The organism is Prescottella sp. D32 (assembly GCF_037287305.1).
In the GTDB taxonomy this organism is placed as follows: Bacteria; Actinomycetota; Actinomycetes; order Mycobacteriales; family Mycobacteriaceae; genus Prescottella; species Prescottella equi.
Genome location: NZ_JARBSW010000004.1, coordinates 249,692 through 276,034 on the forward strand (window position 1 = coordinate 249,692; position 26,343 = coordinate 276,034).

A 26,343-nucleotide genomic window follows, 5' to 3' on the forward strand; every position below is an offset into this window, starting at 1 on the left:
ACACCCCGCTTTGCTCGCGCTGCCGGTAGCGTTGATGGATCGGACTGGGAGGAGCTGCACATGAACCCGACTGAGAATCCGGATCCGGTTGCCGCGGCACGCGAGCTCGATGCGCTGCGGGCAGAGATCTCGGCGCTCCGCAGGCAACTCGCGGAATCACCCGAGCAGTTGCGCGAGCTCGAGTCCCGCGTGGATTCGCTCACCGTCCGCAACGGCAAACTGATGGACACCCTCAAGGAGGCCCGGCAGCAGCTCATCGCTCTCCGCGAGGAGGTCGACAGGCTCGGCCAGCCGCCCAGCGGCTACGGGGTGCTGCTCGCGGTTCACGAGGATCAGACCGTCGACGTCTTCACGTCGGGACGCAAGATGCGCCTGACGTGTTCCCCGAACGTCGAGACGGACACGCTCCGGATGGGCCAGACGGTGCGCCTCAACGAGGCGCTCACGATCGTCGAGGCCACGAGGTTCGAGAGCGTCGGTGAGATCTGTGCTCTGCGTGAGGTTCTCGACGACGGACAGCGTGCGTTGGTGGTGGGACACGCAGACGAGGAGCGGGTCGTGTGGCTCGCTGCCCCTCTCGCGGAGATCGCCGAGGAGGACGACGTCAAGGACCCGGATTCCCCGTCGCGCCGCCTGCGTCCCGGAGATTCCCTCCTGGTCGACACGAAGGCCGGGTACGCGTTCGAGCGCATCCCCAAGGCCGAGGTCGAGGACTTGGTGCTCGAGGAGGTGCCGGACGTCGGTTACAACGACATCGGCGGCCTCGGTCGGCAGATCGAGCAGATCCGTGACGCGGTCGAGCTGCCGTTCCTCCACAAGGACCTGTTCCACGAGTACGCGCTCCGCCCGCCCAAGGGTGTGCTGCTGTACGGCCCGCCGGGCTGCGGTAAGACACTCATCGCGAAAGCGGTCGCCAACTCGCTCGCCAAGAAGATCGCGGAGGCCCGCGGGGAGGACAGCAAGGAGGCCAAGTCCTACTTCCTCAACATCAAGGGCCCCGAGCTGCTCAACAAGTTCGTCGGTGAGACCGAGCGGCACATCCGGATGATCTTCCAGCGCGCCCGGGAGAAGGCGTCCGAGGGCACGCCGGTGATCGTATTCTTCGACGAGATGGACTCGATCTTCCGTACCCGCGGGTCGGGTGTGTCGTCGGACGTCGAGACGACCGTCGTCCCGCAGCTGCTCAGCGAGATCGACGGCGTCGAGGGACTCGAGAACGTCATCGTGATCGGTGCGTCCAACCGCGAGGACATGATCGACCCCGCGATCCTGCGGCCCGGGCGGCTCGACGTGAAGATCAAGATCGAGCGTCCCGACGCCGAGTCCGCACAGGACATCTTCTCGAAGTACCTCACCGAGACGCTGCCCCTGCACGCCGACGATCTCGCGGAGTTCAACGGCGATCGGGCGGCCTGCGTCAAGGCGATGATCGAGCGGGTCGTGGACCGGATGTACGCGGAGAGCGACGACAACCGCTTCCTGGAGGTCACCTACGCGAACGGTGACAAGGAGGTCCTGTTCTTCAAGGACTTCAACTCCGGCGCCATGATCCAGAACATCGTGGACCGTTCCAAGAAGTACGCGATCAAGTCCGTGCTCGAGACCGGGTCGCCCGGCCTACGAGTGCAGCACGTGTTCGATTCGATCGTCGACGAGTTCTCGGAGAACGAGGACCTGCCGAACACCACCAACCCGGACGACTGGGCAAGGATCTCGGGCAAGAAGGGCGAGCGGATCGTCTACATCCGCACTCTGGTCACCGGGAAGAACGCCAGCGCCAGCCGGGCCATCGACACCGAGTCGAACACGGGTCAGTACCTCTAGACCCCGCCACCGCCGAGGTAGTCGGCCAGCAGGACCCGCGTGTCCGGAACGAACGGCCACGTCGGGTCCTGCAGGTGTGCCTGCAGTTCTCGTTCGGTCCACCACCAGCCGTCGGTGACCTCGCTGGGTTGAAGGCGCAGCGGCCCGTCGTAGCGGGCCTCGAACGCGAACAGGTGGCACCGCAGCGGCGCACCGTTCCACGTCCCGTCCCACGCGATCCGCGAGATCGGGGACAGTTCGACCTCGGTGACGCCCAGTTCTTCGAAGAGCTCGCGCCGCGCCGTCTGCTCGGGTGTCTCTCCCGGGTCGACGACGCCGCCGGCCAGGCAGTCGTGCATGCCCCCGAACACAGCCTTCTGGGGCGTCCGCCGATGAACGTAGATGCGGGAGCCGTCGAGCGAGCGGAGCAGCACGCCGGCGCTGGCATGCCACAGCCCTTCCGCGTACACCCGCGACCGGGGCGCGGTGCCGACCGGTTCACCCTGCGCGTCGTATACGGCGACGACCTCGTCCATGCCCTCATCGTCGCACCGCGCGCCGCGGTGCTGTCAGCGCGGACGTCGACGTCGCCCGCTGTCGCGGTCGCGCAGACCCAGGATCACCGCAGCGGTCCCGGCAACGGTCCGGTCCTGGTCGGCGCCGAGCCGGACGAGGATCTCCCGGACGGTTTCGCCGGGAATCTCGGCCAGCGCCTGCGTGATTCGCAGGCGCGTGGGCGGGTCGTCGGAGTCGTCGAGCGTGTCGTGCACCAGCCGGGCGACGTGGTCGGGATCCGGGGTGCTCGCCGCCAGCCGGCCCAGCACCTCCGCGGCCTCGACGTCCGACCGCCCGTCGACGATCATCGTCATGAGAGTCGGGATGGCATCGGTGTCGCCGAGGGAGCCCAGGGACAGTGCGGCCCGCTCGCGGATCGAGGTGTCCGGATCGTCGAGCACCCGTCTGAGGAGTGCGGTCGCCTCGGGTGTCCGAACCGACGCGATCGCGGCGGTGGCGCGCCGACGGATCTCGACCGACGCCGAGTCGAGCGCGGCGGCGAGTTCGGGAAGTCCCCGATCGGCGGCACGCGCCAGCGACCACTGCAGCGCCCCCGCCACATTCGGGTTCTCCTCCGCCAGCGCGGCTTCGACCAGTGCTGCGACCGGCAGCGCGGCCTCCGGGTCCTGGGACAGGACGGCCTGTTGCCGGCGGCCCGCCGACTCGGAGTCGAGGGCGTGCAGCAGACCGACGACGCGCAGCACGTCGTCCCACAGCGTGGGTCCGGCGTCGTCGACCCGCTCGAGTTTGGCGAGCAGTTCCTGTTCGGCGGCGATCCGCCGGCGGGTGTGCCGGATGAGGTCTCCCACGAGAGCGGACGGTGCGAACTCGGGCTCGTCCAGTGCCCGTTTCGTATCCTCGAGCGACAGCCCCAGCGTCCGCAGACTCTCGACGTGGAAGAGCCGCCGGATGTCGTCGGGGGAGTACTCGCGGTAACCACCCGAGGTGCGCCCGGTGGGGGTGACCAGCCCCAGGGCGTCATAGTGACGCAGCATGCGAGCACTGACCCCCGAACGCCGGGAGACCTCACCGATCAACATGACTGCTCCTGCTCCGTGCGTCTCTATGCATCCGGTCCGGTCGCCGCGACGCGCCTCGCGAGCTCGACCGACACGGTGAACCCGCTGTCCGGATCGAGGTGGAGACGCTGCGTAGCCTGGGCGTGCGCTCGAACGTACGGATCGGCGTGCGCGGCCGCCACGTCGAGTGCCGGCAGGACGTCGTCGCCCAGCGCGACCAGCGCGCGGCTCAGACTGAGCTGCCGATCCCGATCACCGCGCCCGAGTTCGGTCGCGAGATCCGCGGCGAGGTCGGGCTCGGCGCCGGGCGGCACCACCGCGACCGCGGCCCGCCACGCGCTGCGTGCCACGTCGTCGTGACGATCGTGCAGCAAGGTCCGTACCGCCGGCCACGCGCGCGTGTCCCCGATCTTGGACAGCGTGTGCAGCGCCTGACTGCGTGCCTGCGTGATGTCGGAGCCGAGCTCGTCGATGAGCAGCGGCACCGTCACCTCCGCAGGGAGACGGCACAGCGCCCAGGTCAGCATGTCGCGGACGAAGAAGTCCGGTTCGACGCCGCAGCGCGCGACAAGTGCCTCCGCAGAGGCCGGATCCGCGTCCGTGCCGACAGCGAGTGCCGTCCGCAGCCGATCCGAGGGTCCGGGCGCGGCCAGGGCGCGGACGATGCGGGCAACCGGCCCGCCGTGGTTCGTGGTGTTCACGACGACCACCTCCTTCGCCGCCCATTCGAGTCCTTCTCACTGTGTCAGGGTCAAGCGGCTACGTCTCGGAGGCTCCGCGAAGTGGGGATACGCTGGCGTGGACGAGAGGTGGTGACGCCGTGCCCCTTCCACGTTCACTCGCGCGGGCCAATCGGGTGGGACTCAACCGGGTCGTGGTCCACATCGCCGGACGAATTCCCGGCTTCGCGCTGATGCATCACCGCGGCAGACGCTCGGGCCGGCCGTACACGACCCCCGTCAACGCGTTTCGGATCGGAAACGGCTATCGATTCGCCCTGACCTACGGTTCCGGCAGCGACTGGGTTCGCAATGTGCTCGAGGCGGGGGAGTGCGACGCCACCGTTCGGGGACGCACCGTGCATCTCGTCGATCCTCGTCTCGAGAAGGATCCGGGCGCGCGATGGGCACCGGGTCCGGTGGCGGCCGTGCTGCGCCGAATCGGTGCGGACACGTACCTCCAGTGCCGGATCGACGAGTCCCGATGACGATCTCGATGCCGTCGTCCGGATGCGGAGGCGTCTGACGATCTAGGCTCGTGCCATGCAGCGGATCATCGGTATCGAGGTCGAGTACGGCATCTCATCGCCCGGAGAGCCCTCGGCGAACCCGATTCTGACCTCCACGCAGGCGGTCCTGGCGTATGCGGCGGCGGCCGGCGTGCCGCGCGCCAAGCGCACGCGATGGGACTACGAGGTCGAGTCGCCGCTACGGGACGCACGTGGATTCGACCTCGGACGGCTCAACGGCCCCGCGCCGGTGATCGACGCGGACGAGGTGGGTGCGGCCAACATGATCCTCACCAACGGTGCGCGTCTGTACGTCGATCACGCGCATCCCGAGTACTCGGCCCCCGAGGTCACCGACCCGCTCGATGCCGTCATCTGGGACAAGGCGGGTGAGCGGGTTATGGAGGCTGCGGCCCGGCACGCGTCGAGCGTTCCCGGGGCGCCCCGACTGCAGCTCTACAAGAACAACGTCGACGGCAAGGGCGCGTCGTACGGGACGCACGAGAACTACCTGATGTCCCGGGAGACGCCCTTCTCCGCGGTGATCGCGGGGCTGTCGCCGTTCTTCGCGTCCCGGCAGGTGATCTGCGGCTCGGGACGCGTCGGTATCGGCCAGTCCGGGGACGAAGCCGGGTTCCAGCTGTCGCAGCGCGCCGACTACATCGAGGTGGAGGTGGGCCTCGAGACGACGCTCAAGCGGGGCATCATCAACACCCGCGACGAACCGCACGCGGACGCCGACAAGTACCGCCGACTGCACGTGATCATCGGCGACGCGAATCTGGCGGAGATGTCGACGTACCTCAAGGTCGGTACGACGGCTCTGGTGCTCGACCTCATCGAGGCCGGAGTCGATCTCACCGATCTGCAACTCGCGCGACCCGTCACGGCGGTCCACCACATCAGCCACGACCCGACACTGCGGGCCACCGTGGCACTGGCGGACGGACGTGAGCTCACCGGACTCGCCCTGCAACGGATCTACCTCGATCGCGTCGCCAAGCATGTCGATCGCGAGGGCGACGACGATCCTCGCGCGGCCGACATCATCGACAAGTGGGCGATGGTGCTGGACTTGCTCGAACGCGACCCCATGGAATGTGCACACCTGCTGGACTGGCCGGCGAAACTGCGTCTGCTCGAGGGATTCCGCAGTCGCGAGGGGCTGGCGTGGTCGGCGCCTCGGCTGCACATGATCGACCTGCAGTACTCCGACGTGCGACTCGAGAAGGGCCTGTACAACCGCTTGGTCGCGCGTGGGTCCATGGAGCGCCTGGTCTCCGAACAGCAGGTGCTCGACGCGGTACACAACCCGCCGACCGATACCCGCGCGTTCTTCCGCGGCGAATGCCTGCGCCGCTTCGGTGCCGACATCGCCGCGGCCAGCTGGGATTCGGTGATCTTCGATCTCGGCGGCGAATCGCTCGTACGGATCCCGACACTCGAGCCGCTGCGGGGCAGTCGCGCCCACGTCGGGAAGCTCCTCGACTCGGTGGATTCGGCCGCTGAGCTGGTGGAGCAGCTTACGAACTGATCACACCGGCAAATCGCGCCGCGTGCTTGCCGCCCCACGGTCACTGTCGGTCGGTAGGGTTAGGGTCCGAGCAGTACGGACGGCCGGAGGGTTGCTCCGGCAGGTCCGAGGTGAAGAGGAGGTCGGTGGGTATGGCCCAGGAGCAGACCAAGCGCGCTGGTGGTGGCGACGACGACGATGCCCCGATCGGCGAGGGCGCAGCCGGGCAGGAACGGCGTGAGAAGCTCGCGGAGGACACCGACGATCTGCTCGACGAGATCGACGACGTGCTCGAGGAGAACGCCGAGGACTTCGTGCGTGCGTACGTCCAGAAGGGCGGCCAGTGACGGCGGGTCGTGCAGGGGTGCCGTCGACCGTCGGCGGCCTCGGTGCCGGACTCGGATCGGGGTTCGCCTCGAACCTGTCCTCGTTCACCGAGTACCTGCGTCTCAACGCGCCGGAAATGCTGCCCGGCAATCGAATCGACATGAACGGCAACGGCCCGGACGGTGACGTCGCGCCCCACGGCACGACGATCGTCGCGTTGACGTTCGCGGGCGGTGTCGTCGTCGCCGGCGACCGGCGCGCCACCATGGGCAATCTCATCGCGAGCCGCGACGTCGAGAAGGTGTTCGTCACCGACGACTACTCCGCAGCGGGCATCGCCGGCACCGCCGGGGTGGCGATCGAGCTGGTCCGGTTGTTCGCCGTCGAACTCGAGCACTACGAGAAGATCGAGGGCGTCCAGCTGACGTTCGACGGCAAAGCCAACCGGTTGTCGTCGATGGTGCGCGGCAACCTCGGTGCCGCGATGCAGGGCCTCGCGGTGGTGCCGCTGCTCGTCGGTTTCGACCTGGACGCGCCCGACCCCGAACGGGCGGGCCGGATCGTGTCGTACGACGTCGTGGGTGGACGGTACGAGGAGCGGGCCGGCTACCACGCCGTCGGATCCGGATCGCTGTTCGCGAAGTCATCGCTCAAGAAGCTGTACCGCGAAGGCGCCGACGAGGACTCGGCCCTGCGGATGGCGATCGAGGCGCTCTACGACGCCGCCGACGACGATTCCGCCACCGGTGGACCCGACCTGGTGCGCTCGATCTATCCGACGGCGGTGTCCATCACCTCGGCCGGCGCGGTGAACGTGCCCGCCGAGCGGACCGCCGAACTGGCGCGCACAGTCGTCGCCGGCCGCACCGAGGAAGGACGCACCCCGCGATGACGCTGCCGTACTACGCCTCAGCCGAGCAGATCATGCGCGATCGCTCGGAGTTGGCGCGCAAGGGAATCGCGCGCGGTCGCAGCGTCATCGTGCTGACCTACGCCGACGGCGTCCTGTTCGTCGCGGAGAACCCGTCCACGGCGCTGCACAAGGTCAGCGAACTGTACGACCGCCTGGGCTTCGCCGCGGTGGGCAAGTACAACGAGTTCGAGAACCTGCGCCGCGCAGGCATCGTGCACGCGGACATGCGTGGCTACTCGTACGACCGCCGCGACGTGACCGGCCGGTCGCTGGCGAACGGCTACGCCCAGACGCTCGGGACGATCTTCACCGAGCAGCCCAAGCCGTACGAGGTGGAGATCTGTGTGGCCGAGGTCGGCCCGCAGGAAGGGCCGCGGCACGCCCAGCTCTACCGGATCACCTACGACGGTTCGATCGTCGACGAGCAGCAGTTCGTCGTGATGGGCGGCACCACCGAGCCGATCGCGTCGGCTCTGCGTGAGTCGTACCGCCCGGGAATGGATCTGGCCGAGGCCGTGTCGGTCGCGGTGACCGCGCTGCGGGACGGAACTCCCTCCGGCAACGGCGATTCCGAACGTCGAGCGCTCGGGGTTACGGGCCTCGAGGTTGCCGTGCTGGATCAGTCCCGGCCGCGCCGCACCTTCCGCCGCATCGCGGGGGCCGCGCTCGAACCACTGTTGCCGGCACCGTCCGCGCCGAAGCAGGAGTCCGCGGAAGGCGGCGAGGCCGGCGGTGCCCCCGATACCGGGAGCACCACCGGGTCCGACTAGAGCCGGCGGTAGAGCACCACGCGCCGGGGCTCACTGCGGAACTCGAAACGGCGACCGTCGGCGACCACCTCGCCGTCGGTCGCCAACGCGACCGGGTCGCCGTCGATCTCGATGGACACCGAGGGTGCATTGCGGTGCGCGTACGTCGGTGAGGTGCCGAGTGTGCCGGTGAGCGCGGCCGCAACGAGCCTGATCCGGGAGAACCGGTGGTCGGCAAGTAGATACCGCACGTCGAGGGTGCCGCGGTGGATCTCCGGTCGCGACATCGGTACCTGGTCGGACGGGGTGTAGCGGCCGTTCCCGACGAAGAGCATCCAGATCGCGTGCTCGGCGCCGTCGATGGTGACCTTCAGCGGCTGCGCGGACTTGAGCACCCTGGCCATGGCGAGAGCGGCCGCCGGCCACTTGCCCAGCCGGGGCTGCCAGCGCTCACGCAGTCGCACCGAGTCCGGGTAGCCGCCCAGGCTCGCGGTGTTCACGAACGTGGCCTCCTCGCCGCCGTCCACCCGGATCCGGCCGAGATCCACCAGTTCGGCGCTGCCGTCGGCTATCGCGGCCGCGGTCGATGCGACGTCGCCGACACCGGCGTCCCGAGCGAAGTGGTTCAGCGTGCCGCCCGGAAAGACCGCGAGCGGAAGGTCGTGGTGGACGGCGGCTGCGGCCACGGTCACCACCGTGCCGTCGCCTCCGCAGACCCCCAGCGCCTTCGGGGAGCGCGCGGCGACGATCTCGTCGATCTGGGCGGCGAAGTCCCGGTCACCGTCGAACTCGACGATCCGAGCCTTGGGCAGCGCCTGCTCGACCTCGGTACGGACGGCGTCGTCGTCGCTGCCGGACCCGGGGTTGACGAACACGACCATGCCGTCGCCCTCGACCAGCGCCTGCGTCGTGCGATCCGGTCCCAGCGTTGCGGGCTCCTCGTCCCGCACTGCCCACCATCGCCTCGTAGCGAGGGCGACTGCGGCGCCGACACCGGCACCGACCGCGATGTCGGACGGCCAGTGCACGCCGGTGTGCACGCGCGAGTACGCGACTGCCGCGGCGAGCGGTGCGAGCGCAACGCCGGCTGCGGGGTATTCGAGCGCGACGGCGGTGGCGAATGCGGCCGCGGATGCGGAGTGGCCGGACGGGAACGACGACGAGCGCGGCGCGGGCAGTCCGCGTCGAACCGTGAACTCCGGGGTGCCGGCGGGCGGCCGGCGTCGCGGGAAGACGGGCTTGAGGACCGCGTTCGACAGCGCGCTGGCACCGGCCACCGCGAGGACGCCGCGGACCGCGGCGCGCCGAGCGCGGCCACCGGCCAGTCCCATACCTGCCGCGACACCCATCCAGAGGACGCTGTGGTTCGCGGCGTTGCTCAGTGTCCGCAGCCCGCCGTCGAGCCGCGAGGGCGGTAGATCGGCGCTCAGGCGCATGAGTATCCGGTCGGTACGTTCGGGGAAACATCTCACTTCGGCCACGTTCCCACCCTAGGGCCGCGAGGCTGTTCGCGAACGGCAAGGCAAACGCGCTCGGCGCTGTACTGTCGAAGTGTGCAGCGACGAATCATGGGAATTGAGACCGAGTTCGGTGTCACCTGCACCTTTCACGGTCATCGACGGCTGAGTCCGGACGAGGTTGCCCGCTACCTCTTCCGGCGGGTGGTCTCGTGGGGCCGCAGTTCCAACGTCTTCCTCCGCAACGGTGCCCGGCTGTATCTCGACGTGGGATCACATCCCGAGTACGCGACGGCCGAGTGCGACAGTCTCCTCCAACTCGTGAACCACGACCGCGCGGGCGAACGCGTGCTCGAGGACCTTCTGGTCGACGCCGAGCAGCGCCTGGCCGAGGAGGGCATCGGTGGGGACATCTACCTGTTCAAGAACAACACCGATTCGGCGGGCAACTCGTACGGCTGCCACGAGAACTTCCTCGTGGTCCGCGCCGGGGAGTTCTCCCGGATCTCGGATGTGCTGCTGCCGTTCCTGGTGACCCGGCAGTTGATCTGCGGCGCCGGCAAGATCCTGCAGACGCCGAAGGCGGCGACGTTCTGCCTGTCGCAGCGCGCGGAGCATATCTGGGAGGGTGTCTCGTCGGCGACCACCCGTTCGCGGCCGATCATCAACACCCGCGACGAACCGCACGCGGATGCGGAGAAGTACCGACGTCTGCACGTGATCGTCGGCGATTCGAACATGGCCGAGACCACCACGATGCTCAAGGTCGGTACCGCGGCGCTGGTCCTCGAGATGATCGAAGCCGGGGTCCCGTTCCGCGATTTCGCGCTGGACAACCCCATCCGGGCGATCCGTGAGGTGAGCCACGACCTGACCGGCCGCCGTCCCGTCCGGCTGGCAGGCGGGCGGCAGGCCAGTGCGCTCGATATTCAGCGGGAGTACTACTCGCGGGCCGTCGATCATCTGCGCACCCGCGAACGCGATCCCCAGGTGGACCAGGTGGTCGATCTGTGGGGCCGCACGCTCGACGCCGTGGAGAGCCAGGATTTTGCGAAGGTCGACACGGAGATCGACTGGGTGATCAAGCGCAAGCTGTTCCAGCGCTACCAGGACAAGTACGGCATGGACCTCGCCGATCCGAAGATCGCCCAGCTCGATCTGGCCTACCACGACATCAAGCGTGGTCGTGGGGTGTTCGATCTTCTGCAGCGCAAGGGACTCGCCAAGCGGGTGACCGAGGACGAGACCATCGAGGCCGCCGTGCAGACTCCGCCCCAGACGACTCGGGCGAAACTGCGCGGCGAGTTCATCGCGGCGGCCCAGGACGCGGGTCGCGACTTCACCGTCGACTGGGTGCATCTCAAGCTCAACGATCAGGCACAGCGGACCGTGCTCTGCAAGGACCCGTTCCGCTCGGTCGACGAGCGGGTGGAGCGGCTCATCGCGTCGATGTGACCGACGCGGTTGCTCGCCCGGTCCGCTGCGGGCGAAACGACCGTTTTGTTACCGCCCGGTCTGCTTTGCGGCCGCTACTCTTCTCCGAGTGGCGACCACCAAAGTCGAACGGTTGATGAATCTCGTCATCTGCCTGTTGTCGACCCGACAGTTCCTGACCGCCGAGAAGATTCGCGAAAGCGTCGTGGGCTACCACGACTCGCCCAGCGACGAGGCGTTCAACCGGATGTTCGAACGGGACAAGAGCGAACTCCGGGATCTCGGCATTCCGCTCGAGACCGGTCCGGCGAACCGCTTCTCGACCGTCGAGGGATACCGCATCAATCGCACGGCGTACGAGCTGCCCGAGGTGGATCTCGACAGCGGCGAGGCAGCCGCGGTGGCGGTCGCGGCCCGGCTCTGGGGCTCACCGGAGATGATGTCGACGTCGCAGAGCGCGATGATGAAGCTGCGAGCCGCCGGCGTCCAGGTGGACGCGGACGTCGACTCGGTCCCGGTGGCCGCAGTCCCGGCTCGGACCCGGGGGTCGGAGTCTGCTCTGCGGCAGTTGCTCGAGGCGATCGACGCCGGTCGGAGGGTCACCTTCCGGCACCGCAGCGCACCCACCGATCCGTACATCGAGCGAACCGTCGAACCCTGGGGTGTCGTGACCCTGCACGGTCGGTGGTATCTCGTGGGCCACGACGTCGATCGAGATGCGACGCGCACCTTCCGGCTGTCGCGGATCAGCGAGCCCGTTGCCGCGGTGGGCCCGGCGAACGCCGTCCGCAAGCCTGCCGACGCGGACCTGCGTGGCATCGTCGATGCCGTCACCGGTGCCGGTTCGGCAACCGGCACCGCGACGGTGTGGGTGGCCGCGGGCCGAGCGTACGAGCTGCGACGGCTCGGAACCGTGCGGGAGGAGCGGGAACTCGGCGGACGTGCCGGAGTGGTCCTCGACCTGCCCGTCCGGTCGTGGGGCTGGACGGCCAGGCTGATCGCCGGCCACGGTTCGGATGCTCTGGTCCTCGCGCCGGACTCACTACGCGCGGACGTCAAGGAGAAGCTGCGGTTCGCGGCGGGCGGGACGTCGGCGACCGACGAAGGGGGAGACGTCCGATGACAGCCGGACTGTCGCGGCTGGCGCGACTGCTGAACATGGTTCCGTACTTCATCGCGAATCCGGGGATCAGCAAGGAGGCTGCAGCCCGGGACCTCGGCCTGAGTGTCGCGAATCTGACGAAGGACCTGCAGCAACTGTTCGTGTGCGGGCTTCCCGGCTACGGTCCCGGCGATCTGATCGACCTGTCCTTCGAGGGCGACACCGTGTCGGTGATCTTCTCGGCGGGAATCGATCGACCGTTGCGGCTGACGTCGACCGAGGCGACGGTACTGCTGATCGCCCTGCGGTCGCTCGCCGAAATGCCGGGCATGGTCGACCCGTCGGCCGCGCAGAGCGCGATCGCGAAGATCGAATCGGCCGCGGGCAGTGCGGCGCGACGAGAAGGCGCCGGCAGCGACGACCCTGCGGTGGAAGACGGCGATCGGGCCACCCGGGAGAACCCGGTGGCCGCAACCGTCCGGGATGCGCTGCAACACGACCGAGCGCTGCGCCTGACGTACTACTCCGCCTCGCGTGACGCGCTCACCGAACGCGTCGTCGATCCGATCCGTTCGCTGCTCCTGGACGACCACACGTACCTGCAGGGGTGGTGCCGGCAGGCCGAGGGTGTGCGGCTGTTCCGATTCGACAGGATCGACGCGGCGGTCGAGTTGGACGAGCCGTCGCAGCCGCCCGCGCAGGCACTCGGGACGGACGAGCACCTCGAGTTGTTCAGTCCGGACGGCGATCTTCCCCAGGCGGTGCTGCAGGTGTCCGCCGACCACGGTTGGATCCTCGAGAACTACCCCCTCGATCCCGTTCGCACGCTGCCGGATCGGTCGGTCGAGGCGACGATGCGATACGGCTCGCAGGAATGGATGGCGCGCCTCGTGCTGGGATTCGGGTCGGGTGCCCGCGTGGTGGGACCTCCGGAATTGGTAGAGGCGGTTCGGCAGCGTGCGCGTGGGGCGCTGGAGGCGTACGACGCTCTCGAGACGTGACGTCCCGCTACGTCGGTGGCCGATCTTGTCGGCGTCGTTCGATCGGCCGTTCGGCCACCGCGTGAGCGTCGGAAAGTGTAATTTCGGGTTGCTGCTTCGTTAACGGCAATGCTGGTTCTGCAGCAGTGGCTCCGGTTGGTTGTTACGTCACGGTGAACTGGACATTTACCGCAAGATCGACGCACACACGTCCGGTAGCATCGTTGGCATCTGATACCTGGAGGTAATTATGGGAGCCATGAGCCCCTGGCACTGGGCCATTGTGGCGCTGGTCGTCATCATCCTGTTCGGTTCGAAGAAGCTGCCCGATGCAGCTCGCGGACTCGGACGCTCGCTGCGCATCTTCAAGAGCGAGGTCAAGGAGATGCAGAACGAGGGCAACCAGACTCAGAACGCTGCTCCGCAGCCGCCCGCCGCACCCACCGGTCAGCTTCCGACGGCGCCGGTCGACGCGACTGTCGTGGAGACGCCGCAGTCGCACACCGAGCCGAAGTCGGCCTAGTTCACGTACCACAACACACCGGGGTGAGACGCTCACCCCGGTGTCCGGCTGATCAAGGCTAGGGCCCACTGTGCGAATTCCGTTCGACCCGCGTCGCAGCAGGCGCAGGACAAATCCAGACGGCACGATGTCGCTCGTCGATCACCTGTACGAGCTGCGGACGCGACTGATGATCGCGGTCGCCGCGATCATCGTGACGACGATCATCGGATTCGTCTGGTACTCGACCCGCATCCTCGGGATCGAGAGTCTCGGCGAACTCCTGCGTGGTCCCTACTGTTCGCTGCCGTCGTCGAGTCGTGCGGATCTGAGTAACGACGGGGCGTGTCGACTGCTCGCCACCGGTCCGTTCGACCAGTTCATGCTCCGCTTCAAGGTCGCGATGACAGCCGGAATCGTCCTGGCGTGCCCGGTGTGGCTGTATCAGATCTGGCGGTTCGTCACCCCGGGTCTGTACGCGAAGGAACGCAAGTACGCGATCAGCTTCGTCTTCGCCGCATCGGTGCTGTTCATGGCCGGCGCGGTCCTCGCCTACGTGATCGTCGCCAAGGCCCTGCACTTCCTGATGACGATCGGCGACAACGTCCAGATCACCGCGCTGAGCGGTAACCAGTACTTCGGCTTCGTGATCAATCTGCTGATCATCTTCGGCGTCAGTTTCGAGATTCCGCTGCTCATCGTCGCGCTCAACGTCGTCGGCGTGCTGCCGTACTCCAAGCTCAAGGCGTGGCGCCGAGGGCTCATCATGGCGCTGTTCGTGTTCGCCGCAGTCGCCACGCCGGGCCAGGATCCGTTCTCGATGTTGGCTCTCGCGCTCGCACTGACCGTTCTGTTCGAGATGGCAGTGCAGATCGCCCGCCTCAACGACAAGCGCAAGGCCCGCCGGGAAACCGAGAACTGGGGTGACCTCGACGACGAGGACGCCTCTTCGATCACGGCTCCGTCGCCGATCGAGGGCACCGCACCGGTCCAGGCGTCCGCCGCTCCCAAGACCCCGGCGCAGGACTACTCGGACACGCTGTGACCACGAATGATCGACTCGCGTCCTTCACCTCCCAGCTGAGTTTCCCGCTCGACCCGTTCCAGCTCGAAGCCTGCGCCGCACTGGAGGCGGGGCACGGTGTGCTGGTGTGCGCACCGACCGGGGCCGGCAAGACGGTGGTCGGCGAGTTCGCCGTCCACCTCGCGCTCGAATCCGGCCGCAAGTGCTTCTACACGACGCCGATCAAGGCGTTGAGCAATCAGAAGTTCAACGAACTCTCCGCGCGCTACGGCAGCGACGCGGTGGGTCTGCTCACCGGTGACACCAGCATCAACTCCGACGCGCCCGTGGTGGTCATGACCACAGAGGTGCTGCGCAACATGCTCTATGCGGACTCGCCGACCTTGCGTGGCCTGTCGCATGTGGTGATGGACGAGGTGCACTACCTCGCCGACCGGTTCCGCGGCGCGGTGTGGGAGGAAGTGATCCTGCACCTGCCCGAAGACGTCCGGCTGGTGAGTCTCTCGGCAACCGTGAGCAACGCCGAAGAGTTCGGCGCATGGATGGAGACGGTCCGCGGCGACACGACGATCGTCGTCGACGAGACACGGCCGATTCCGCTGTCGCAGCACATCTTGGTGGGCCGGCGCCTGTTCGATCTCTTCGACGCGAAGGCCGCCGCAGGTGCGAGCCACCAGGTGGTCGTCGATCCGGACCTGGTGCGGCACGTCAAGCAGAGGCTGGCGCTCGACCGGATGAACTCGTGGGAGCCGCGCGGTCGCGGCGGCTACCGGTCCAACGACTTCCGTCCGCTGCCGAGGCCCGAGGTGATCGCCCGCCTCGACGAAGAAGGTCTGCTGCCGGCGATCACCTTCATATTCAGCCGCGCCGGGTGCGAGGCGGCGCTCGCACAGTGCGTCCGCTCGAAGTTGCGGCTGACGACTCCGGAACAGACCGCGCGGATCCGCGAGATCATCGACGAGCACACGCGGCACCTGCCGCGACCCGACCTCGAGGTGCTCGGCTACTGGAGCTGGCGGGAGGCCCTGGAACGGGGATTCGCGGCCCATCACGCCGGAATGCTGCCGGCGTTCAAGGAGACCGTCGAGGAGTTGTTCGTCAACGGTCTGGTGCGGGCGGTCTTCGCGACCGAGACGTTGGCACTCGGCATCAACATGCCCGCGCGCTCGGTCGTTCTCGAACGCCTCGTCAAGTACAACGGGGACACGCACGCGGAGCTCACGCCGGGCGAGTACACGCAGTTGACCGGGCGTGCCGGTCGGCGCGGTATCGACGTCGAGGGACACGCCGTCGTGCTGTGGCAGCCCGGCGTCGAGCCGACCGACGTCGCCGGCCTCGCGTCGACGCGCACATTCCCCCTGCGCAGCTCGTTCCGGCCGGGCTACAACATGTCGATCAACCTGGTCGACCGGATGGGCGCGGTGGAGTCGCGGGCGCTGCTCGAGCGGTCGTTCGCGCAGTTCCAGGCCGACCGGTCCGTGGTGGGCCTGACTAGATCGATCGAACGCAACGAGGCCGCTCTGACGGACCTGCGCGACAAACTCGGCGGTGCGGACGGCGAGTACTTCGAGTACTTCCGGATCCGGGAACAGCTACGCAGCCGCGAGCGCATGCTCGAACGGCAGGGCCGCGCCGACCGCCGGGGTGCTTCGGTGTCGTCACTGGTCGACCTCCGGCGCGGCGACGTCGTCGCGATCCCCGTCGGTAAGCGCTCGGGGCTCGCAGTAGTTCTCGAACCCGATCAGAACCCCAACGATCCGCGACCGCTGGTGCTGACGGAGGACAAGTGGGCGGGCCGGGTCAGTGCCGCTGACTTTCCCGTCCCCGCGCGTTCCCTCGGGAAGCTGCGCCTACCGAGGCACGTCGATCACCGCACGGCGCGTGTGCGGCGCGACCTGGCGTCGGCGCTTCGCTCCACCGGCATCGTGCCGCCACGCCGCCCCAAGCGGGGCAAGGCCGGCCGCGAGGACAGCGAGGTCGTGGCTCTGCGTAAGGCGCTCCGCGACCACCCATGTCATTCCCGGCCCGACCGCGAGCAGCTGAGCCGGATCGGGGAACGGTACAACCGACTCGCCCGCGAAACCGAGTCGCTGCGTCAGAAGTCGGCCGCGACGACGAATTCGCTCGCGCGGACCTTCGACCGGATCGTCGCCCTCCTCACCGAACGGGGCTTCATCTCCGCCGGTCCGGATCCGAAGGCGACGGAGGAAGGGCAGCGGCTCGCCCGGATCTACAGCGAGAGCGATCTTCTGGTGGCCGAGTGCCTTCGGCGGGGCGCCTGGAAGGGACTCACCCCCGCCGAACTCGCGGGCGTCGTGTCCTCCGTCGTGTACGAGTCCCGTCAGGATGCGGACGCTCCCGATCGGGGCCCGACCGCGCCGCTGCGGCAGGCGCTGGCCGAGACAATGCGCGTGTGGGGTTCGCTGCAGGCCGACGAGATCCGGCACAAGCTTCCGGTCACCCGAGAACCGGATTCGGGATTCGTCACCGCGATCTACCAGTGGGCCAACGACGAGCCACTCGTCGACGTTCTCGTCGCCGCCGGTTCGGGTGGCAAGGAACTGGCGGCCGGGGACTTCGTGCGTTGGTGCCGTCAGGTGATCGATCTGCTCGACCAGGTGCACGCGACAGCACCCGATCCGGCCGTCGCGAAAGCAGCCGCGCGGGCCATCGGGTCGATTCGCCGCGGCGTCGTCGCGATCTCCGCGGCCTGAATGTCGCCGCCCTGGTATTTCCCGGGTGTCCGTCGTTGACTGGTTGGTGGGGGCGCCTCGCGCGTGCACGGGCGAGGCGCCGGCACCGCGAGAGGAGAACGGCGATGGACGGGAAGAACTGGTCGGTGGACATCAGCATCGACGAGCACGATGCGCAGACCCGCTCGACGGCCCGCCTGCACACGGTCGAGTCCACCATCGTGGGCGTCGGCTTGGCGCGGCGGAATCCGGTCGACCGGAACGTGCCGTCGATCGGCGACGAGTTGGCGACGGCACGGGCTCTCGCCGACCTCGCGCACCAATTGATCGACAGCACGGTCGGGGACATCGAGGCGGTCACCCACGCGAGGGCGCACCTGACACAGTGAGGCGGGCCGCGAGGGTCCGGCAGTAGACACGGACGGCGTGGGGCAATGTTCCGCGTCGCTCCCTGTACTGCGTAATGTGGCAGTCGTCTCGCGCCCGGGGTGGGATTCGATCGGGGGATCGAGGAACGAGTTCCGGCGTCGGCGAGGCGTTTCAGTGCGGCACAGATGGCCGCGGACCGGACACGAGGAGACGACATGAGCGGCCCGCACGGACCGAACGAATCGACCACCGGTCGGACACCCGACCGTGGTGCCGCCGAGGGTTCGGGCGCGCCGGCGCCCACCGAGCAGTTCCCCACCTACGCGTACCCCGCCGACGTCCACGGTCCCGGCAACTACCGGGGGCCCGAACAGGGACAGTGGCAGCAGAGCCAGGCCTGGGGGCAGCCGCACCAGGGCGCGCCCAACCCCGGCCCGGGGCAGCAGTGGGGGCCCGCGCCACAGGGCTGGCCGCAGCAGAATCCCGGTCAGCAGCAGTGGGGTGCTCCGGGTCAGCAGCAGTGGGGGCCCGGAAACCAGGGCATGGCCCAGGGGTACCCGCAGCAGTTCGGCCAGCCCGGCAACCAGTGGGCACCACCGCAGCAGGGCCCGCGGCAGGGTGGCGGGAAGACGATGCTGTGGGTCGGGATCGGTGTCGCCGCGGTCGTGGTGGTGGCGCTGGTCGGCTGGTTACTCACTTCCGCGCTCGGCGGTAAGACTCTGGACGAGCAGGCGGCGCAGCGCGGCGTCGAGCAGATCGTCACCGAGTCCTACGGTGCGCGTTCGGTCACCGGCGTCAGCTGCCCGTCCGGTCAGAAGGTGGAGAAGGGTGCTTCGTTCGAGTGCAGCCTGACCGTCGACGGTTCACCGAAGTCGGTCAAGGTCACCTTCACCGACGACGAGGGCACGTACGAGGTCAGCCGCCCCAGCTGATCGGTCCGATGTACTTCAGGAGCGTTCGGTCGCCATCGCCGTGAGCAGACGGGCGACCGAACGCTCGATTCCGAGCTCCGCCGCGACCTTGTCGAGTCGCGCCGAGTCGGCGGGCACACGCGGCAGGACGTCCGGCCGCGACAGCCGGACGTCGGCGTCGGTGACGACCCGGACGACGGGAAGGGCGGCGTCGAGATAGTCCGCGGCTGCGTCCAGTTTGGCCCGGATTCCCTTTGCGACGTCGCCGGCGGGATCGGCGGCAGCCGCCCGCAGATCGCGGAGGGAGCCGTGGCGCAGCAGGAGCGTGGACGCGGTCTTCTCGCCGACGCCTTTCACCCCGGGCAGTCCGTCCGACGAATCACCACGCAGTAGGGCGAGTTCTGCGTAGGCCGCGCCGGCCCGGTCGGCCGGGACCCCGTACTTCGCGGCGACCTCCTCGGGGCCGAACAGTTCCGCCTTCGCGAGGCCCCGCCCCACGTACAGCACCCGAACCGCGACCGGGTCGTCGGCGACCACCTGGAGGAGGTCGCGGTCGCCGCTCACCACGACGACGGTATCGGTCTTCTCCTGTGCTGCAAGAGTTCCCAGCACGTCGTCGGCCTCGAGGCCCGCGGCGCCTGCCGTCGCGATGCCCGCGGCGTCGAGGACGTCCATGATCATGTCCACCTGTGGGGTGAGCGTGTCCGGCACCTCCTCGGCTGAGCCGTCGGACCCCTCCGCCACCCGATGCGCCTTGTACGACGGAACCGCGTCGACCCGGAACTGCGGTCGCCAGTCCAGATCGAGGCAGACCGCCAGACGGGAGGGCTGCGTGCGGGTGATCAGGGCGGCCACCATGTCGGTGAAACCGCGGACGGCGTTGACGGGACGTCCGTCCGGCGCGGTCATCGACTCCGGTAGGGCGTAGAACGCCCGGAACCACAGACTCGCACCGTCCAACAGCAGCAAAGGCCCACTCATGCGCCTCATCCTGCCAAACGGCACTAGCCTGGATCCATGAGTTCCCACAGCGCCGCGTCCGCCGGCCTCGACGCCTCCCGCTTCCCGACGGCGGTGTACGCCGACCGTCTGGCCCGAGCCGCGCAGGTCGCGCACCGCGCCGGGCTCGACGGCCTGCTCGTGACACCGGGTCCGGACCTGCGGTACCTGATCGGTTCCCGCGCAGATTCGTTCGAGCGACTCACGTGCCTGGTGGTGCCGTCGGACGGGAACGCGCCGTCGGTGGTGCTGCCGAGGCTCGAGCTGGCGTCGCTGGGAGATTCGGCCGTCGCCGAACTGAATCTGCCGGTACACGACTGGGTGGACGGCGTCGATCCGTACGAGTTGGTGTCGTCGCTGCTGCCGGAGACGCCGCAGGTCGCCGTCACCGACGCTATGCCGGCGCTACACCTCGTGCCGCTGTCGCGGCGTTTCGGCGGGGTCCCCGTCCTTGCGACCGGGGTACTGCGCGAACTCCGCATGATCAAGGACGACGCCGAGATCGAGGCGTTGCGCCGCGCCGGTGCCGCGATCGACCGGGTCCACGCCCGCATGGGCGAGTGGCTGCGACCCGGTCGGACCGAGAGGGAGGTTGCCGCCGACATCACCGCAGCGATTCTGGCGGAAGGCCACACGGAGGCGGCGTTCGTGATCGTCGGATCGGGCCCGCACGGCGCCGATCCGCATCACGAGGTCTCGGACCGGGTGATCGAATCCGGCGATGTCGTCGTGATCGACATCGGGGGGCCGGTCGAGCCCGGCTACAACTCCGATTCGACCCGCACGTACGTCCTGGGGGAGCCGGATCCACAGGTGGCCGAGCAGGTTGGCGTCCTCGAGGCGGCCCAGCGCGCTGCCGTCGAGGCGGTCCGTCCCGGCGTCACAGCCGAGTCGGTGGACGCCGCCGCCCGGGACGTGCTCGCGGATGCGGGCCTGGGCGAGGTGTTCGTGCACCGCACCGGGCACGGTATCGGGCTGTCGGTACACGAGGAGCCGTACATCGTCGCCGGCAACGAGATGGTGCTCGAGCCGGGCATGGCGTTCAGCATCGAACCGGGCGTCTACTTTCGGGGCCGCTGGGGTGCCCGCATCGAGGACATCGTCGTCGTCACCGCAGACGGCTGCGAGTCGATGAACCTTCGACCGCACGAGTTGACGGTCCTCCCGGGCTGAGGCGGCCGCCCGTCAGACGATGAAGTTGCCGAACGTCGGATTCGACTGACACAGCGGCAGGCTCCACAGATCGATCGTGCCGAAGACGGTGGCCCGGATGTTGCCGTGACCGGTGTAGACGGTCTTCGAGTAGTACGGGTAGGCGCCCTCGAGAGCCGCCATACCGCTCGCGCCCGTGTCGAGGTTGACCCACGCGACGGTGACCTGACCGGCGGCGGGGATCGGGGGCGCCGCCGGGAACGACTCGAACCGGATCTCACCCGGTCCGATCGGCGGATTCTGCTCGGGCCCGGTCTGTCCCGTGGCGCCGGTGAGCGACATCAGGCTGCCCTGGTTGGCGCAGCCGATGGTCATGGCCGGCGGGCCGAACGGATGCGGTGGCAATGCCTGAGCTGTCGCAGGAACCGCGACAGCCGCCAGAGCAGCGCCTGCGACCGCCACAGATCGGATGATGCATCGGGTTGTTCGTCGATCGGTCATGGCCATCCCCGTTCGGGTGCGCTGGTGACGTCCACCCACGGTACCGCCGAAGGATCCGCGGCACCGGCACTCGGACCACCGAATGCCGGTGCAAATCAGGCTATTTCACCGATCCACCAGAATCGCCGACCCCATCACGCGCTGGACCGAGATCTCGATGACGACGCGTGTCGGGTTTTCCCGGGGCGTCCGGTACCGCGCCGCATAGCGCTCGACGCCCTCGGCGACGGACGCTGCGTCCGACAGCACGCGCGCGGGCCCCTCGAGGGTGAGCCACCGGCCGCCGTCCACCTGGCTGACCGCGGCGTACCCGCCGCGGTCGGCGTTGCGGGCCTTCTGGGACGTGTCGTTCGTGATGATTCGGGCGATCCGGTTGTCCGGGTCCCACGTGAATCCCACCGCCACGACGTGCGGGGAACCGTCCTTGCGCAACGTCGTCAGAGTTGCGAGGTGTCGTTCGGTGAGGAACGTGCCGGCCTCGGCGGTCAGGTGGGAGGGATCGGCGGGGGTTCGGGCCATGCCCCGACGGTACTCGAGCGCGGCTGATCCAGGACACTGGAGGCATGAGTGACACGGACTATGCGCCCGGCTCGGTGGTGCTGCTCGGCGGTCGCAGCGAGATCGGTTTGGAGGTCGCGCGCCGGCTGGCGCCGGGGCGGGTCGTCGTGTTGGCGGCGCGGCGCTCCGGTGATCTCGAACGGGAGACGCGCACGATCCTCGACGCGGGTGCGAAAGCGGTGCACTGCGTCGAGTTCGACGCGGACCGGGTCTCGGACCATCCGGCGGTGCTGTCGTCGATCGCCGAGCAGCACGGCCCCATCGGGGTCGCTGTGCTCGCGTTCGGGGTGCTGGGCGACCAGACCCGGGCCGAGCAGGACGCGGGCCACGCGCTCGCTGTCGTACACACCGACTACGTCGCGCAGATCAGTGTGCTGACACACCTAGCGAACTTGATGCGCGCGCACGGATCGGGACAGATCGTGGTCTTCTCCTCCGTCGCGGGGGCGCGCGTGCGGCGCGCCAATTACGTGTACGGCTCGGCGAAGGCCGGTCTGGACGGGTTCGCGAGTGGTCTGACGGATGCGCTGCACGGCAGCGGTGTCCGCGTGCTGCTGGTCCGGCCCGGATTCGTCATCGGCCGGATGACCGAGGGCATGAAGCCGGCCCCGTTCTCGAGCACCCCGCAGCAGGTGGCCGACGCCGTCGCACACGGGCTGCGCAAGGGGAGCGAACGGGTGTGGGTGCCGGGGTTGCTCCGTCCGGTGATCTTCGCGATGCGGCTGGTGCCGCAGTTCGTGTGGCGGCGGATGGCCCGGTGACTTCCTCTGCGATCGACCCGATCGTGGTCGTCGGAATCGGCGCCGACGGCTGGGACGGCCTCGCGCCGCGCGCACAGGCGGCCATCCGCGACGCCGAAGTGCTGATGGGCTCGACCCGGCAGCTGGAGTTGATACCCGTGTCGGTCGCCAAGCGGGTGGCGTGGCCGTCCCCGATGCTGCCGGCGCTGCCCGCACTGTTCGACGAACACCGCGACCGCCGGGTGTGCGTGCTGGCCAGCGGCGACCCGATGTTCCACGGGATCGGTGTCACACTCGGCCGAGTACTGGGAGCGGAACGCCTGCACGTGATCGCGCATCCGTCGTCGGTGTCGCTCGCGTGCGCCCGGCTGGGCTGGCCGCTGCACGAGACGACGATCGTCAGCCTGGTGAACCGCGACGTCACGACGCTCGCGGCGAGTCTCGTCGACGGTCAGCGTGTGCTCGTACTCGCGAACGACGAGCACACGCCCGCGGCCGTCGCGCAGCTTCTCACCGAGCTCGGCTTCGGTGACAGCACTGTGGTGGTTCTCGAACAGTTGGGTGGGCCGGCCGAGTACGTGGCCCGGGGCCGGGCCGGAAGCTGGGATCGGGCCCCCGGCGACCCGCTCAACGTGATCGCGCTCGAACTGCGGGCATCGGGCACCGCGCTGAGACTCACCCGGACCTCGGGACTGCCCGATGCCGCCTACTGCGGGGACGGGCAGATGACCAAACACGAGGTGCGGGCGCTGACCCTGTCGGCCCTCGCGCCGGCGCCCGGCGAGATGCTCTGGGACGTCGGCGGCGGCTCCGGCACCATCGGCATCGAGTGGATGCGCACCGACCCGCGGTGCCTCGCGGTCGCCTTCGAACGCGAGGACGTTCGCGTCGGGCAGATTGCCGACAACGCTGCCCGACTGGGCGTGCCGACCCTGCGGGTGCGGGGTTCGGCGCCGGGCGCGTTCGAGGACGAGGGGTCGGTTCCCGACGCCGTCTTCGTCGGCGGCGGCGTGACGCAGGACGGCATGCTCGACGCCTGCTGGGCGAGGCTTCGTCCGGGTGGCCGGATGGTGGTCAACGCGGTCACCGCGGAGTCCGAGGCACTCGTGCTGCAGTGGCACGCGCGACTGGGCGGGGGCCTGCGCAAGTTCCAGATCTACCGCGGCGAACCGCTCGGCGGATTCACGGCGTGGCGACCGCAACTGCCGGTGGCGCAATGGTCGGTCGTCAAGCCGCACAGCACCGAAAGGGAAGAGCAATGACAGTCCACTTCATCGGCGCCGGACCGGGCGCCGCGGACCTGATCACGCTGCGGGCTTCGCGCATCATCGCCCAGAGCCCCGCCTGCCTGTACGCGGGCAGTCTGGTCCCGGCCGAGTTGCTGACGCTGTGCCCGGACGACGCAGAGGTGATCGACACCGCGCGACTGAGTCTCGACGAGATCATCGAGCAGATCATCGCTTTCGACGCGGCCGGACTCGATGTGGCACGCCTGCATTCGGGCGACCCGTCCATCTATTCGGCGGTGGCCGAGCAGGTTCGACGCCTCGACGCCGCCGGTGTCGCATACGACATCGTGCCCGGCGTACCGGCCTTCACCGCAGCCGCCGCCGCTCTCGGCCGGGAACTGACGGTGCCCGGGGTCTCCCAGTCGATCGTGCTGACTCGCGTGTCGACGTTGTCGACGGCGATGCCGCCGGGGGAGGACCTGCGCTCACTCGGCCGAAGCGGGGCCACGATGGTGGTGCACCTGGGTGCGCACCGGATCGAGCAGATCGTGGAGGAACTGTCCGAGAACTACGGTTCCGACTGTCCCGCAGCGGTCGTCGCGTTCGCGAGCCGCCCGGACGAGGTGGTGCTGCGCGGCACACTCGCAACGCTGGTCGACCAGGTTCACGCGGCAGGGATCACGAAGACCGCAGTGGTGATCGTGGGGCGCGTCCTTGCTGCGGAAGGCTTCCCGGACAGCTACCTGTACTCGGCGACGCGGTCGCGCACCACGCATTGAGTGCCTCGATGCGCAGAGTCCTCGTCCTGGGCGGTACCGGCGAGGCGCGGATGCTCGCGGCGCGCCTCGCCGACGCTCCGTCGGTCGAGGTGATTTCCTCGCTCGCCGGCCGGGTGCGTGAACCGGTGCTCCCGGTCGGACAGGTCCGGGTGGGCGGCTTCGGTGGCGTTGACGGCCTGACGCACTGGTTGCGGGACAACGAGATCGACGCCGTCGTCGATGCGACGCACCCGTTCGCCGCGCAGATCACGGCGAACGCGGCCGCCGCGACCGCGCGGGTAGGGGTTCCGCTGCTGGTGCTGCGCCGCCGCGAATGGGCACCCGGACCGGGGGACGACTGGCATGTCGTACGGGATCTGGCCGCGGGCGCCGAGGCGGTGGCCGGGCTGGGGGAGCGGGTGTTCCTCACGATCGGCCGGCAGGGGGTCGACGCGTTCGCCGACGGCGACGGCTGGTTCCTGATCCGTGCGATCGATCCACCCGAGGTGCGGTTGCCGGAGAAGGCCGAACTGCTGCTCGCGCGTGGACCTTTCACCGTCGGCGACGAGGTCGCGCTGTTGCGGGAGCGCCGCATCGACGTCGTCGTCACGAAGAACAGCGGGGGAGCGCTCACGTCGGCGAAGCTCGAGGCAGCACGGAAGGTGGGGGTGCCAGTGGTGATGGTGGCCCGCACCCCGATTCCGGAGGGGATCGCGTCGACGTCCGATCTCGACGTCGCGGCCGCCTGGGCGGCCGATGGGGTGCTTCCGCTCCCGAAGTGACGTCCCGCGACTGCGATCGAGTGAGCGACGGCGAGGCGAATTTCGTGCCGGACGGAACAGTAGGAATCTCCGAATGCTCACCGAAGGGTCGCGGAACCCCCAAAGTCCTATGCGGACTCACCTCCCGACAACTGCACTTCTCGCAGCGACGGAAGGGTTGAATGTCCGGGACGAAGGGGAGAGGTCATGGATCGGATGTACGTCGTCGGGGCGGGCCGCGCATGAGTCGGGCGGTGGTCACCGGCGCCGGCGGCGCGATCGGGTCGGCGATCTGCCGGGGGTTGGCCGGGCGGGGGCACGACATCGTCGCGGTGGATGTGGACCCCGACGGGGCTGGTGGCTCTCGCCCGCGAGCTGCCCGGGCGGGTCACCCCGCATCGGTGCGACCTCACGAACGCGGCAGAACGCGACGGGTTGGTGCGGGCCTTGGGAGGGCGCTGTGATCTGTTGGTCCACGTCGCGGGTGTCGTCGTCACGACACCGTTCGAGCGGGTGACCGACGTCGAGACGGATCGCGAGCTCGGCGTGAATCTGTTGGCTCCGGTCCACCTCACCCGCGCTCTGTACCCGGCGCTTCAGGATTCCCAGGGCCACGTCGTCGCGATCGTGTCCATCGGCGGAATGCTGCCGTTGGCCGAGAGTCCCGGTTACAGCGCGTCGAAGTTCGGGCTGCGGGGGTTTCTGCTCGCGCTCGCGGCCCGTACACCGGAAACCGGTGTCCGCGTGAGCCTCGTCAATCCCGGATCGGTCGACACCCCGATGCTGCGGCACGAAGCGCCCACAGGTGGATCGGCGCTGAACTTCCTGAGCACCCCCATCCGGCCGGAGGCGGTGGCCGCGCGGGTGCTGAGGCTCGTCGACCGGCCCAGGATCGAGACGAACGTGCCTCGATCGGACGGGTGGATGGCCAAGGCGGGAATGCTCGTTCCCGGCCTGACGGTGCGGGCCCTGCCGTGGATCGCCAAGCTCTCGAGTGGCAACCTGCGGCGATATCGGGCACGGCACGGCATCGAGTCCGTCGTCCGGTAGTTCGCCGCGGTCCCGC

The 26,343-nt window shown here is 68.9% G+C and carries 27 protein-coding genes and 1 pseudogene; 21 read left to right on the forward strand and 7 right to left on the reverse strand.

Annotation, left to right across the window (positions count from 1 at the left end; translation table 11 throughout):
* Window positions 1-60: 60 nt before the first annotated feature.
* Window positions 61-1,824, forward strand: a complete 1,764-nt coding sequence (arc, locus tag PSS76_RS18415) for a proteasome ATPase (RefSeq protein ID WP_005513236.1) — start codon at window positions 61-63, stop codon at window positions 1,822-1,824.
* Here arc and PSS76_RS18420 read toward each other — a convergent pair.
* The 3 genes from PSS76_RS18420 to PSS76_RS18430 are packed head-to-tail and all read right to left on the reverse strand — an operon-like array spanning window position 1,821 to window position 4,078.
* Window positions 1,821-2,339 carry an NUDIX hydrolase gene (locus PSS76_RS18420; RefSeq protein WP_022595929.1) on the reverse strand — a complete coding sequence of 173 codons (519 nt, stop codon included), beginning with the start codon at window positions 2,337-2,339 and terminating at the stop codon, window positions 1,821-1,823. The genes arc and PSS76_RS18420 overlap by 4 nt on opposite strands.
* Before the next feature lie 33 nt (window positions 2,340-2,372).
* Window positions 2,373-3,398, reverse strand: coding sequence for a HEAT repeat domain-containing protein (locus PSS76_RS18425; RefSeq protein WP_064078161.1), 1,026 nt, complete (start codon window positions 3,396-3,398; stop codon window positions 2,373-2,375).
* A gap of 23 nt (window positions 3,399-3,421) precedes the next feature.
* The gene (locus PSS76_RS18430) at window positions 3,422-4,078 is read right to left on the reverse strand and encodes a HEAT repeat domain-containing protein (RefSeq protein WP_064077412.1); all 657 of its coding nucleotides are present in this window, start codon (window positions 4,076-4,078) and stop codon (window positions 3,422-3,424) included.
* 119 nt (window positions 4,079-4,197) lie between these two features.
* Between PSS76_RS18430 and PSS76_RS18435 the strand changes: the two genes are divergently transcribed.
* The 5 genes from PSS76_RS18435 to prcA all read left to right on the forward strand — a co-directional run bounded on the left by PSS76_RS18435 (window position 4,198) and on the right by prcA (window position 8,128).
* Complete coding sequence (locus tag PSS76_RS18435; RefSeq protein ID WP_175271877.1) at window positions 4,198-4,584, forward strand: nitroreductase family deazaflavin-dependent oxidoreductase; 387 nt, start codon at window positions 4,198-4,200, stop codon at window positions 4,582-4,584.
* A 55-nt stretch (window positions 4,585-4,639) separates the two neighbouring features.
* Window positions 4,640-6,139 (forward strand): depupylase/deamidase Dop, encoded by a 1,500-nt coding sequence (gene dop, locus PSS76_RS18440; protein WP_005513231.1) that lies wholly within the window; start codon window positions 4,640-4,642, stop codon window positions 6,137-6,139.
* Between the two features lie 131 nt (window positions 6,140-6,270).
* Window positions 6,271-6,465: a ubiquitin-like protein Pup gene (locus PSS76_RS18445; RefSeq protein WP_005513229.1), complete on the forward strand. Its 195-nt coding sequence runs from the start codon at window positions 6,271-6,273 to the stop codon at window positions 6,463-6,465.
* A gap of 116 nt (window positions 6,466-6,581) precedes the next feature.
* Window positions 6,582-7,337, forward strand: coding sequence for a proteasome subunit beta (gene prcB, locus PSS76_RS18450; protein ID WP_242421286.1), 756 nt, complete (start codon window positions 6,582-6,584; stop codon window positions 7,335-7,337).
* The gene (gene prcA / locus PSS76_RS18455) at window positions 7,334-8,128 is read left to right on the forward strand and encodes a proteasome subunit alpha (RefSeq protein WP_013416021.1); all 795 of its coding nucleotides are present in this window, start codon (window positions 7,334-7,336) and stop codon (window positions 8,126-8,128) included. Before prcB ends, prcA begins: the two co-directional genes overlap by 4 nt.
* On the opposite strand, the gene PSS76_RS18460 is transcribed toward prcA, so the two are convergent.
* Entirely contained in the window at window positions 8,125-9,543 is a 1,419-nt protein-coding gene (locus PSS76_RS18460) for a bifunctional phosphatase PAP2/diacylglycerol kinase family protein (protein WP_064077377.1), read from the reverse strand. The two genes, prcA and PSS76_RS18460, sit on opposite strands and share 4 nt — an antisense overlap.
* Window positions 9,544-9,660: 117 nt before the next feature.
* Here PSS76_RS18460 and pafA point away from each other — a divergent pair, with 117 nt between their 5' ends.
* From pafA to PSS76_RS18500, 8 genes are all read left to right on the forward strand, one after another.
* Complete coding sequence (gene pafA / locus PSS76_RS18465) at window positions 9,661-11,019, forward strand: Pup--protein ligase (protein WP_005513222.1); 1,359 nt, start codon at window positions 9,661-9,663, stop codon at window positions 11,017-11,019.
* A gap of 88 nt (window positions 11,020-11,107) precedes the next feature.
* Window positions 11,108-12,121 (forward strand): helix-turn-helix transcriptional regulator, encoded by a 1,014-nt coding sequence (locus PSS76_RS18470; protein ID WP_013416023.1) that lies wholly within the window; start codon window positions 11,108-11,110, stop codon window positions 12,119-12,121.
* Entirely contained in the window at window positions 12,118-13,101 is a 984-nt protein-coding gene (locus PSS76_RS18475; RefSeq protein WP_013416024.1) for a helix-turn-helix transcriptional regulator, read from the forward strand. Before PSS76_RS18470 ends, PSS76_RS18475 begins: the two co-directional genes overlap by 4 nt.
* 229 nt (window positions 13,102-13,330) lie before the next feature.
* Window positions 13,331-13,603 (forward strand): Sec-independent protein translocase subunit TatA, encoded by a 273-nt coding sequence (gene tatA, locus PSS76_RS18480; protein ID WP_005513218.1) that lies wholly within the window; start codon window positions 13,331-13,333, stop codon window positions 13,601-13,603.
* A gap of 70 nt (window positions 13,604-13,673) precedes the next feature.
* Window positions 13,674-14,627 carry a twin-arginine translocase subunit TatC gene (tatC, locus tag PSS76_RS18485; protein ID WP_005513216.1) on the forward strand — a complete coding sequence of 318 codons (954 nt, stop codon included), beginning with the start codon at window positions 13,674-13,676 and terminating at the stop codon, window positions 14,625-14,627.
* Complete coding sequence (locus PSS76_RS18490) at window positions 14,624-17,320, forward strand: DEAD/DEAH box helicase (RefSeq protein WP_022595945.1); 2,697 nt, start codon at window positions 14,624-14,626, stop codon at window positions 17,318-17,320. Before tatC ends, PSS76_RS18490 begins: the two co-directional genes overlap by 4 nt.
* Window positions 17,321-17,424: 104 nt before the next feature.
* Window positions 17,425-17,688, forward strand: a complete 264-nt coding sequence (locus PSS76_RS18495; RefSeq protein ID WP_013416028.1) for a DUF1876 domain-containing protein — start codon at window positions 17,425-17,427, stop codon at window positions 17,686-17,688.
* Window positions 17,689-17,883: 195 nt separating this feature from the next.
* Window positions 17,884-18,600: a DUF4333 domain-containing protein gene (locus PSS76_RS18500; RefSeq protein ID WP_084955767.1), complete on the forward strand. Its 717-nt coding sequence runs from the start codon at window positions 17,884-17,886 to the stop codon at window positions 18,598-18,600.
* Between the two features lie 15 nt (window positions 18,601-18,615).
* Here PSS76_RS18500 and PSS76_RS18505 read toward each other — a convergent pair whose 3' ends face one another.
* Window positions 18,616-19,560 (reverse strand): 5'-3' exonuclease, encoded by a 945-nt coding sequence (locus PSS76_RS18505; RefSeq protein WP_037084250.1) that lies wholly within the window; start codon window positions 19,558-19,560, stop codon window positions 18,616-18,618.
* Between the two features lie 36 nt (window positions 19,561-19,596).
* Here PSS76_RS18505 and PSS76_RS18510 point away from each other — a divergent pair, with 36 nt between their 5' ends.
* Window positions 19,597-20,751, forward strand: a complete 1,155-nt coding sequence (locus PSS76_RS18510; protein ID WP_084968660.1) for a M24 family metallopeptidase — start codon at window positions 19,597-19,599, stop codon at window positions 20,749-20,751.
* 12 nt (window positions 20,752-20,763) lie between these two features.
* Here PSS76_RS18510 and PSS76_RS18515 read toward each other — a convergent pair whose 3' ends face one another.
* Together PSS76_RS18515 and PSS76_RS18520 are read right to left on the reverse strand one after the other, a co-directional pair.
* Window positions 20,764-21,231 (reverse strand): hypothetical protein, encoded by a 468-nt coding sequence (locus tag PSS76_RS18515; RefSeq protein ID WP_013416032.1) that lies wholly within the window; start codon window positions 21,229-21,231, stop codon window positions 20,764-20,766.
* A gap of 105 nt (window positions 21,232-21,336) precedes the next feature.
* The gene (locus PSS76_RS18520; RefSeq protein WP_005513206.1) at window positions 21,337-21,750 is read right to left on the reverse strand and encodes a PPOX class F420-dependent oxidoreductase; all 414 of its coding nucleotides are present in this window, start codon (window positions 21,748-21,750) and stop codon (window positions 21,337-21,339) included.
* A gap of 44 nt (window positions 21,751-21,794) precedes the next feature.
* On the opposite strand from PSS76_RS18520, the gene dprE2 reads away from it, so the two are divergent.
* From dprE2 to PSS76_RS18550, 6 genes and pseudogenes are all read left to right on the forward strand, one after another.
* On the forward strand, window positions 21,795-22,550 hold the full coding sequence (gene dprE2 / locus PSS76_RS18525; RefSeq protein ID WP_084968659.1) for a decaprenylphospho-beta-D-erythro-pentofuranosid-2-ulose 2-reductase: 756 nt from the start codon (window positions 21,795-21,797) through the stop codon (window positions 22,548-22,550).
* The gene (gene cbiE / locus PSS76_RS18530) at window positions 22,529-23,791 is read left to right on the forward strand and encodes a precorrin-6y C5,15-methyltransferase (decarboxylating) subunit CbiE (protein ID WP_175281997.1); all 1,263 of its coding nucleotides are present in this window, start codon (window positions 22,529-22,531) and stop codon (window positions 23,789-23,791) included. The genes dprE2 and cbiE overlap by 22 nt, the downstream gene beginning before the upstream one ends.
* A complete protein-coding gene (cobM, locus tag PSS76_RS18535) occupies window positions 23,788-24,537 on the forward strand; it encodes a precorrin-4 C(11)-methyltransferase (protein WP_005513203.1) in 750 nt (249 codons plus the stop codon). Before cbiE ends, cobM begins: the two co-directional genes overlap by 4 nt.
* An 8-nt stretch (window positions 24,538-24,545) precedes the next feature.
* Complete coding sequence (locus PSS76_RS18540; RefSeq protein ID WP_084870559.1) at window positions 24,546-25,298, forward strand: cobalt-precorrin-6A reductase; 753 nt, start codon at window positions 24,546-24,548, stop codon at window positions 25,296-25,298.
* Window positions 25,299-25,519: 221 nt separating this feature from the next.
* A pseudogene (locus tag PSS76_RS18545) lies at window positions 25,520-25,588 on the forward strand (hypothetical protein); the annotation flags it as partial.
* Between the two features lie 25 nt (window positions 25,589-25,613).
* Window positions 25,614-26,327, forward strand: a complete 714-nt coding sequence (locus PSS76_RS18550) for an SDR family NAD(P)-dependent oxidoreductase (protein WP_337456499.1) — start codon at window positions 25,614-25,616, stop codon at window positions 26,325-26,327.
* The last annotated feature ends 16 nt before the right edge of the window (window positions 26,328-26,343 follow it).

Excerpts from the sequence above, each read along its gene's own strand:
- arc (WP_005513236.1), top strand. The coding sequence starts at position 61 with ATGAACCCGACTGAGAATCCGGATCCGGTTGCCGCGGCACGCGAGCTC.
- PSS76_RS18420 (WP_022595929.1), bottom strand. The coding sequence starts at position 2,339 with ATGGACGAGGTCGTCGCCGTATACGACGCGCAGGGTGAACCGGTCGGC.
- PSS76_RS18425 (WP_064078161.1), bottom strand. The coding sequence starts at position 3,398 with ATGTTGATCGGTGAGGTCTCCCGGCGTTCGGGGGTCAGTGCTCGCATG.
- dop (WP_005513231.1), top strand. The coding sequence starts at position 4,640 with ATGCAGCGGATCATCGGTATCGAGGTCGAGTACGGCATCTCATCGCCC.
- PSS76_RS18445 (WP_005513229.1), top strand. The coding sequence starts at position 6,271 with ATGGCCCAGGAGCAGACCAAGCGCGCTGGTGGTGGCGACGACGACGAT.
- prcB (WP_242421286.1), top strand. The coding sequence starts at position 6,582 with ATGCTGCCCGGCAATCGAATCGACATGAACGGCAACGGCCCGGACGGT.
- prcA (WP_013416021.1), top strand. The coding sequence starts at position 7,334 with ATGACGCTGCCGTACTACGCCTCAGCCGAGCAGATCATGCGCGATCGC.
- PSS76_RS18460 (WP_064077377.1), bottom strand. The coding sequence starts at position 9,543 with ATGCGCCTGAGCGCCGATCTACCGCCCTCGCGGCTCGACGGCGGGCTG.
- PSS76_RS18475 (WP_013416024.1), top strand. The coding sequence starts at position 12,118 with ATGACAGCCGGACTGTCGCGGCTGGCGCGACTGCTGAACATGGTTCCG.
- tatA (WP_005513218.1), top strand. The coding sequence starts at position 13,331 with ATGGGAGCCATGAGCCCCTGGCACTGGGCCATTGTGGCGCTGGTCGTC.
- PSS76_RS18495 (WP_013416028.1), top strand. The coding sequence starts at position 17,425 with ATGGACGGGAAGAACTGGTCGGTGGACATCAGCATCGACGAGCACGAT.
- PSS76_RS18500 (WP_084955767.1), top strand. The coding sequence starts at position 17,884 with ATGAGCGGCCCGCACGGACCGAACGAATCGACCACCGGTCGGACACCC.
- PSS76_RS18505 (WP_037084250.1), bottom strand. The coding sequence starts at position 19,560 with ATGAGTGGGCCTTTGCTGCTGTTGGACGGTGCGAGTCTGTGGTTCCGG.
- PSS76_RS18510 (WP_084968660.1), top strand. The coding sequence starts at position 19,597 with ATGAGTTCCCACAGCGCCGCGTCCGCCGGCCTCGACGCCTCCCGCTTC.
- PSS76_RS18515 (WP_013416032.1), bottom strand. The coding sequence starts at position 21,231 with ATGACCGATCGACGAACAACCCGATGCATCATCCGATCTGTGGCGGTC.
- PSS76_RS18520 (WP_005513206.1), bottom strand. The coding sequence starts at position 21,750 with ATGGCCCGAACCCCCGCCGATCCCTCCCACCTGACCGCCGAGGCCGGC.
- dprE2 (WP_084968659.1), top strand. The coding sequence starts at position 21,795 with ATGAGTGACACGGACTATGCGCCCGGCTCGGTGGTGCTGCTCGGCGGT.
- cobM (WP_005513203.1), top strand. The coding sequence starts at position 23,788 with ATGACAGTCCACTTCATCGGCGCCGGACCGGGCGCCGCGGACCTGATC.
- PSS76_RS18540 (WP_084870559.1), top strand. The coding sequence starts at position 24,546 with ATGCGCAGAGTCCTCGTCCTGGGCGGTACCGGCGAGGCGCGGATGCTC.
- PSS76_RS18550 (WP_337456499.1), top strand. The coding sequence starts at position 25,614 with ATGTGGACCCCGACGGGGCTGGTGGCTCTCGCCCGCGAGCTGCCCGGG.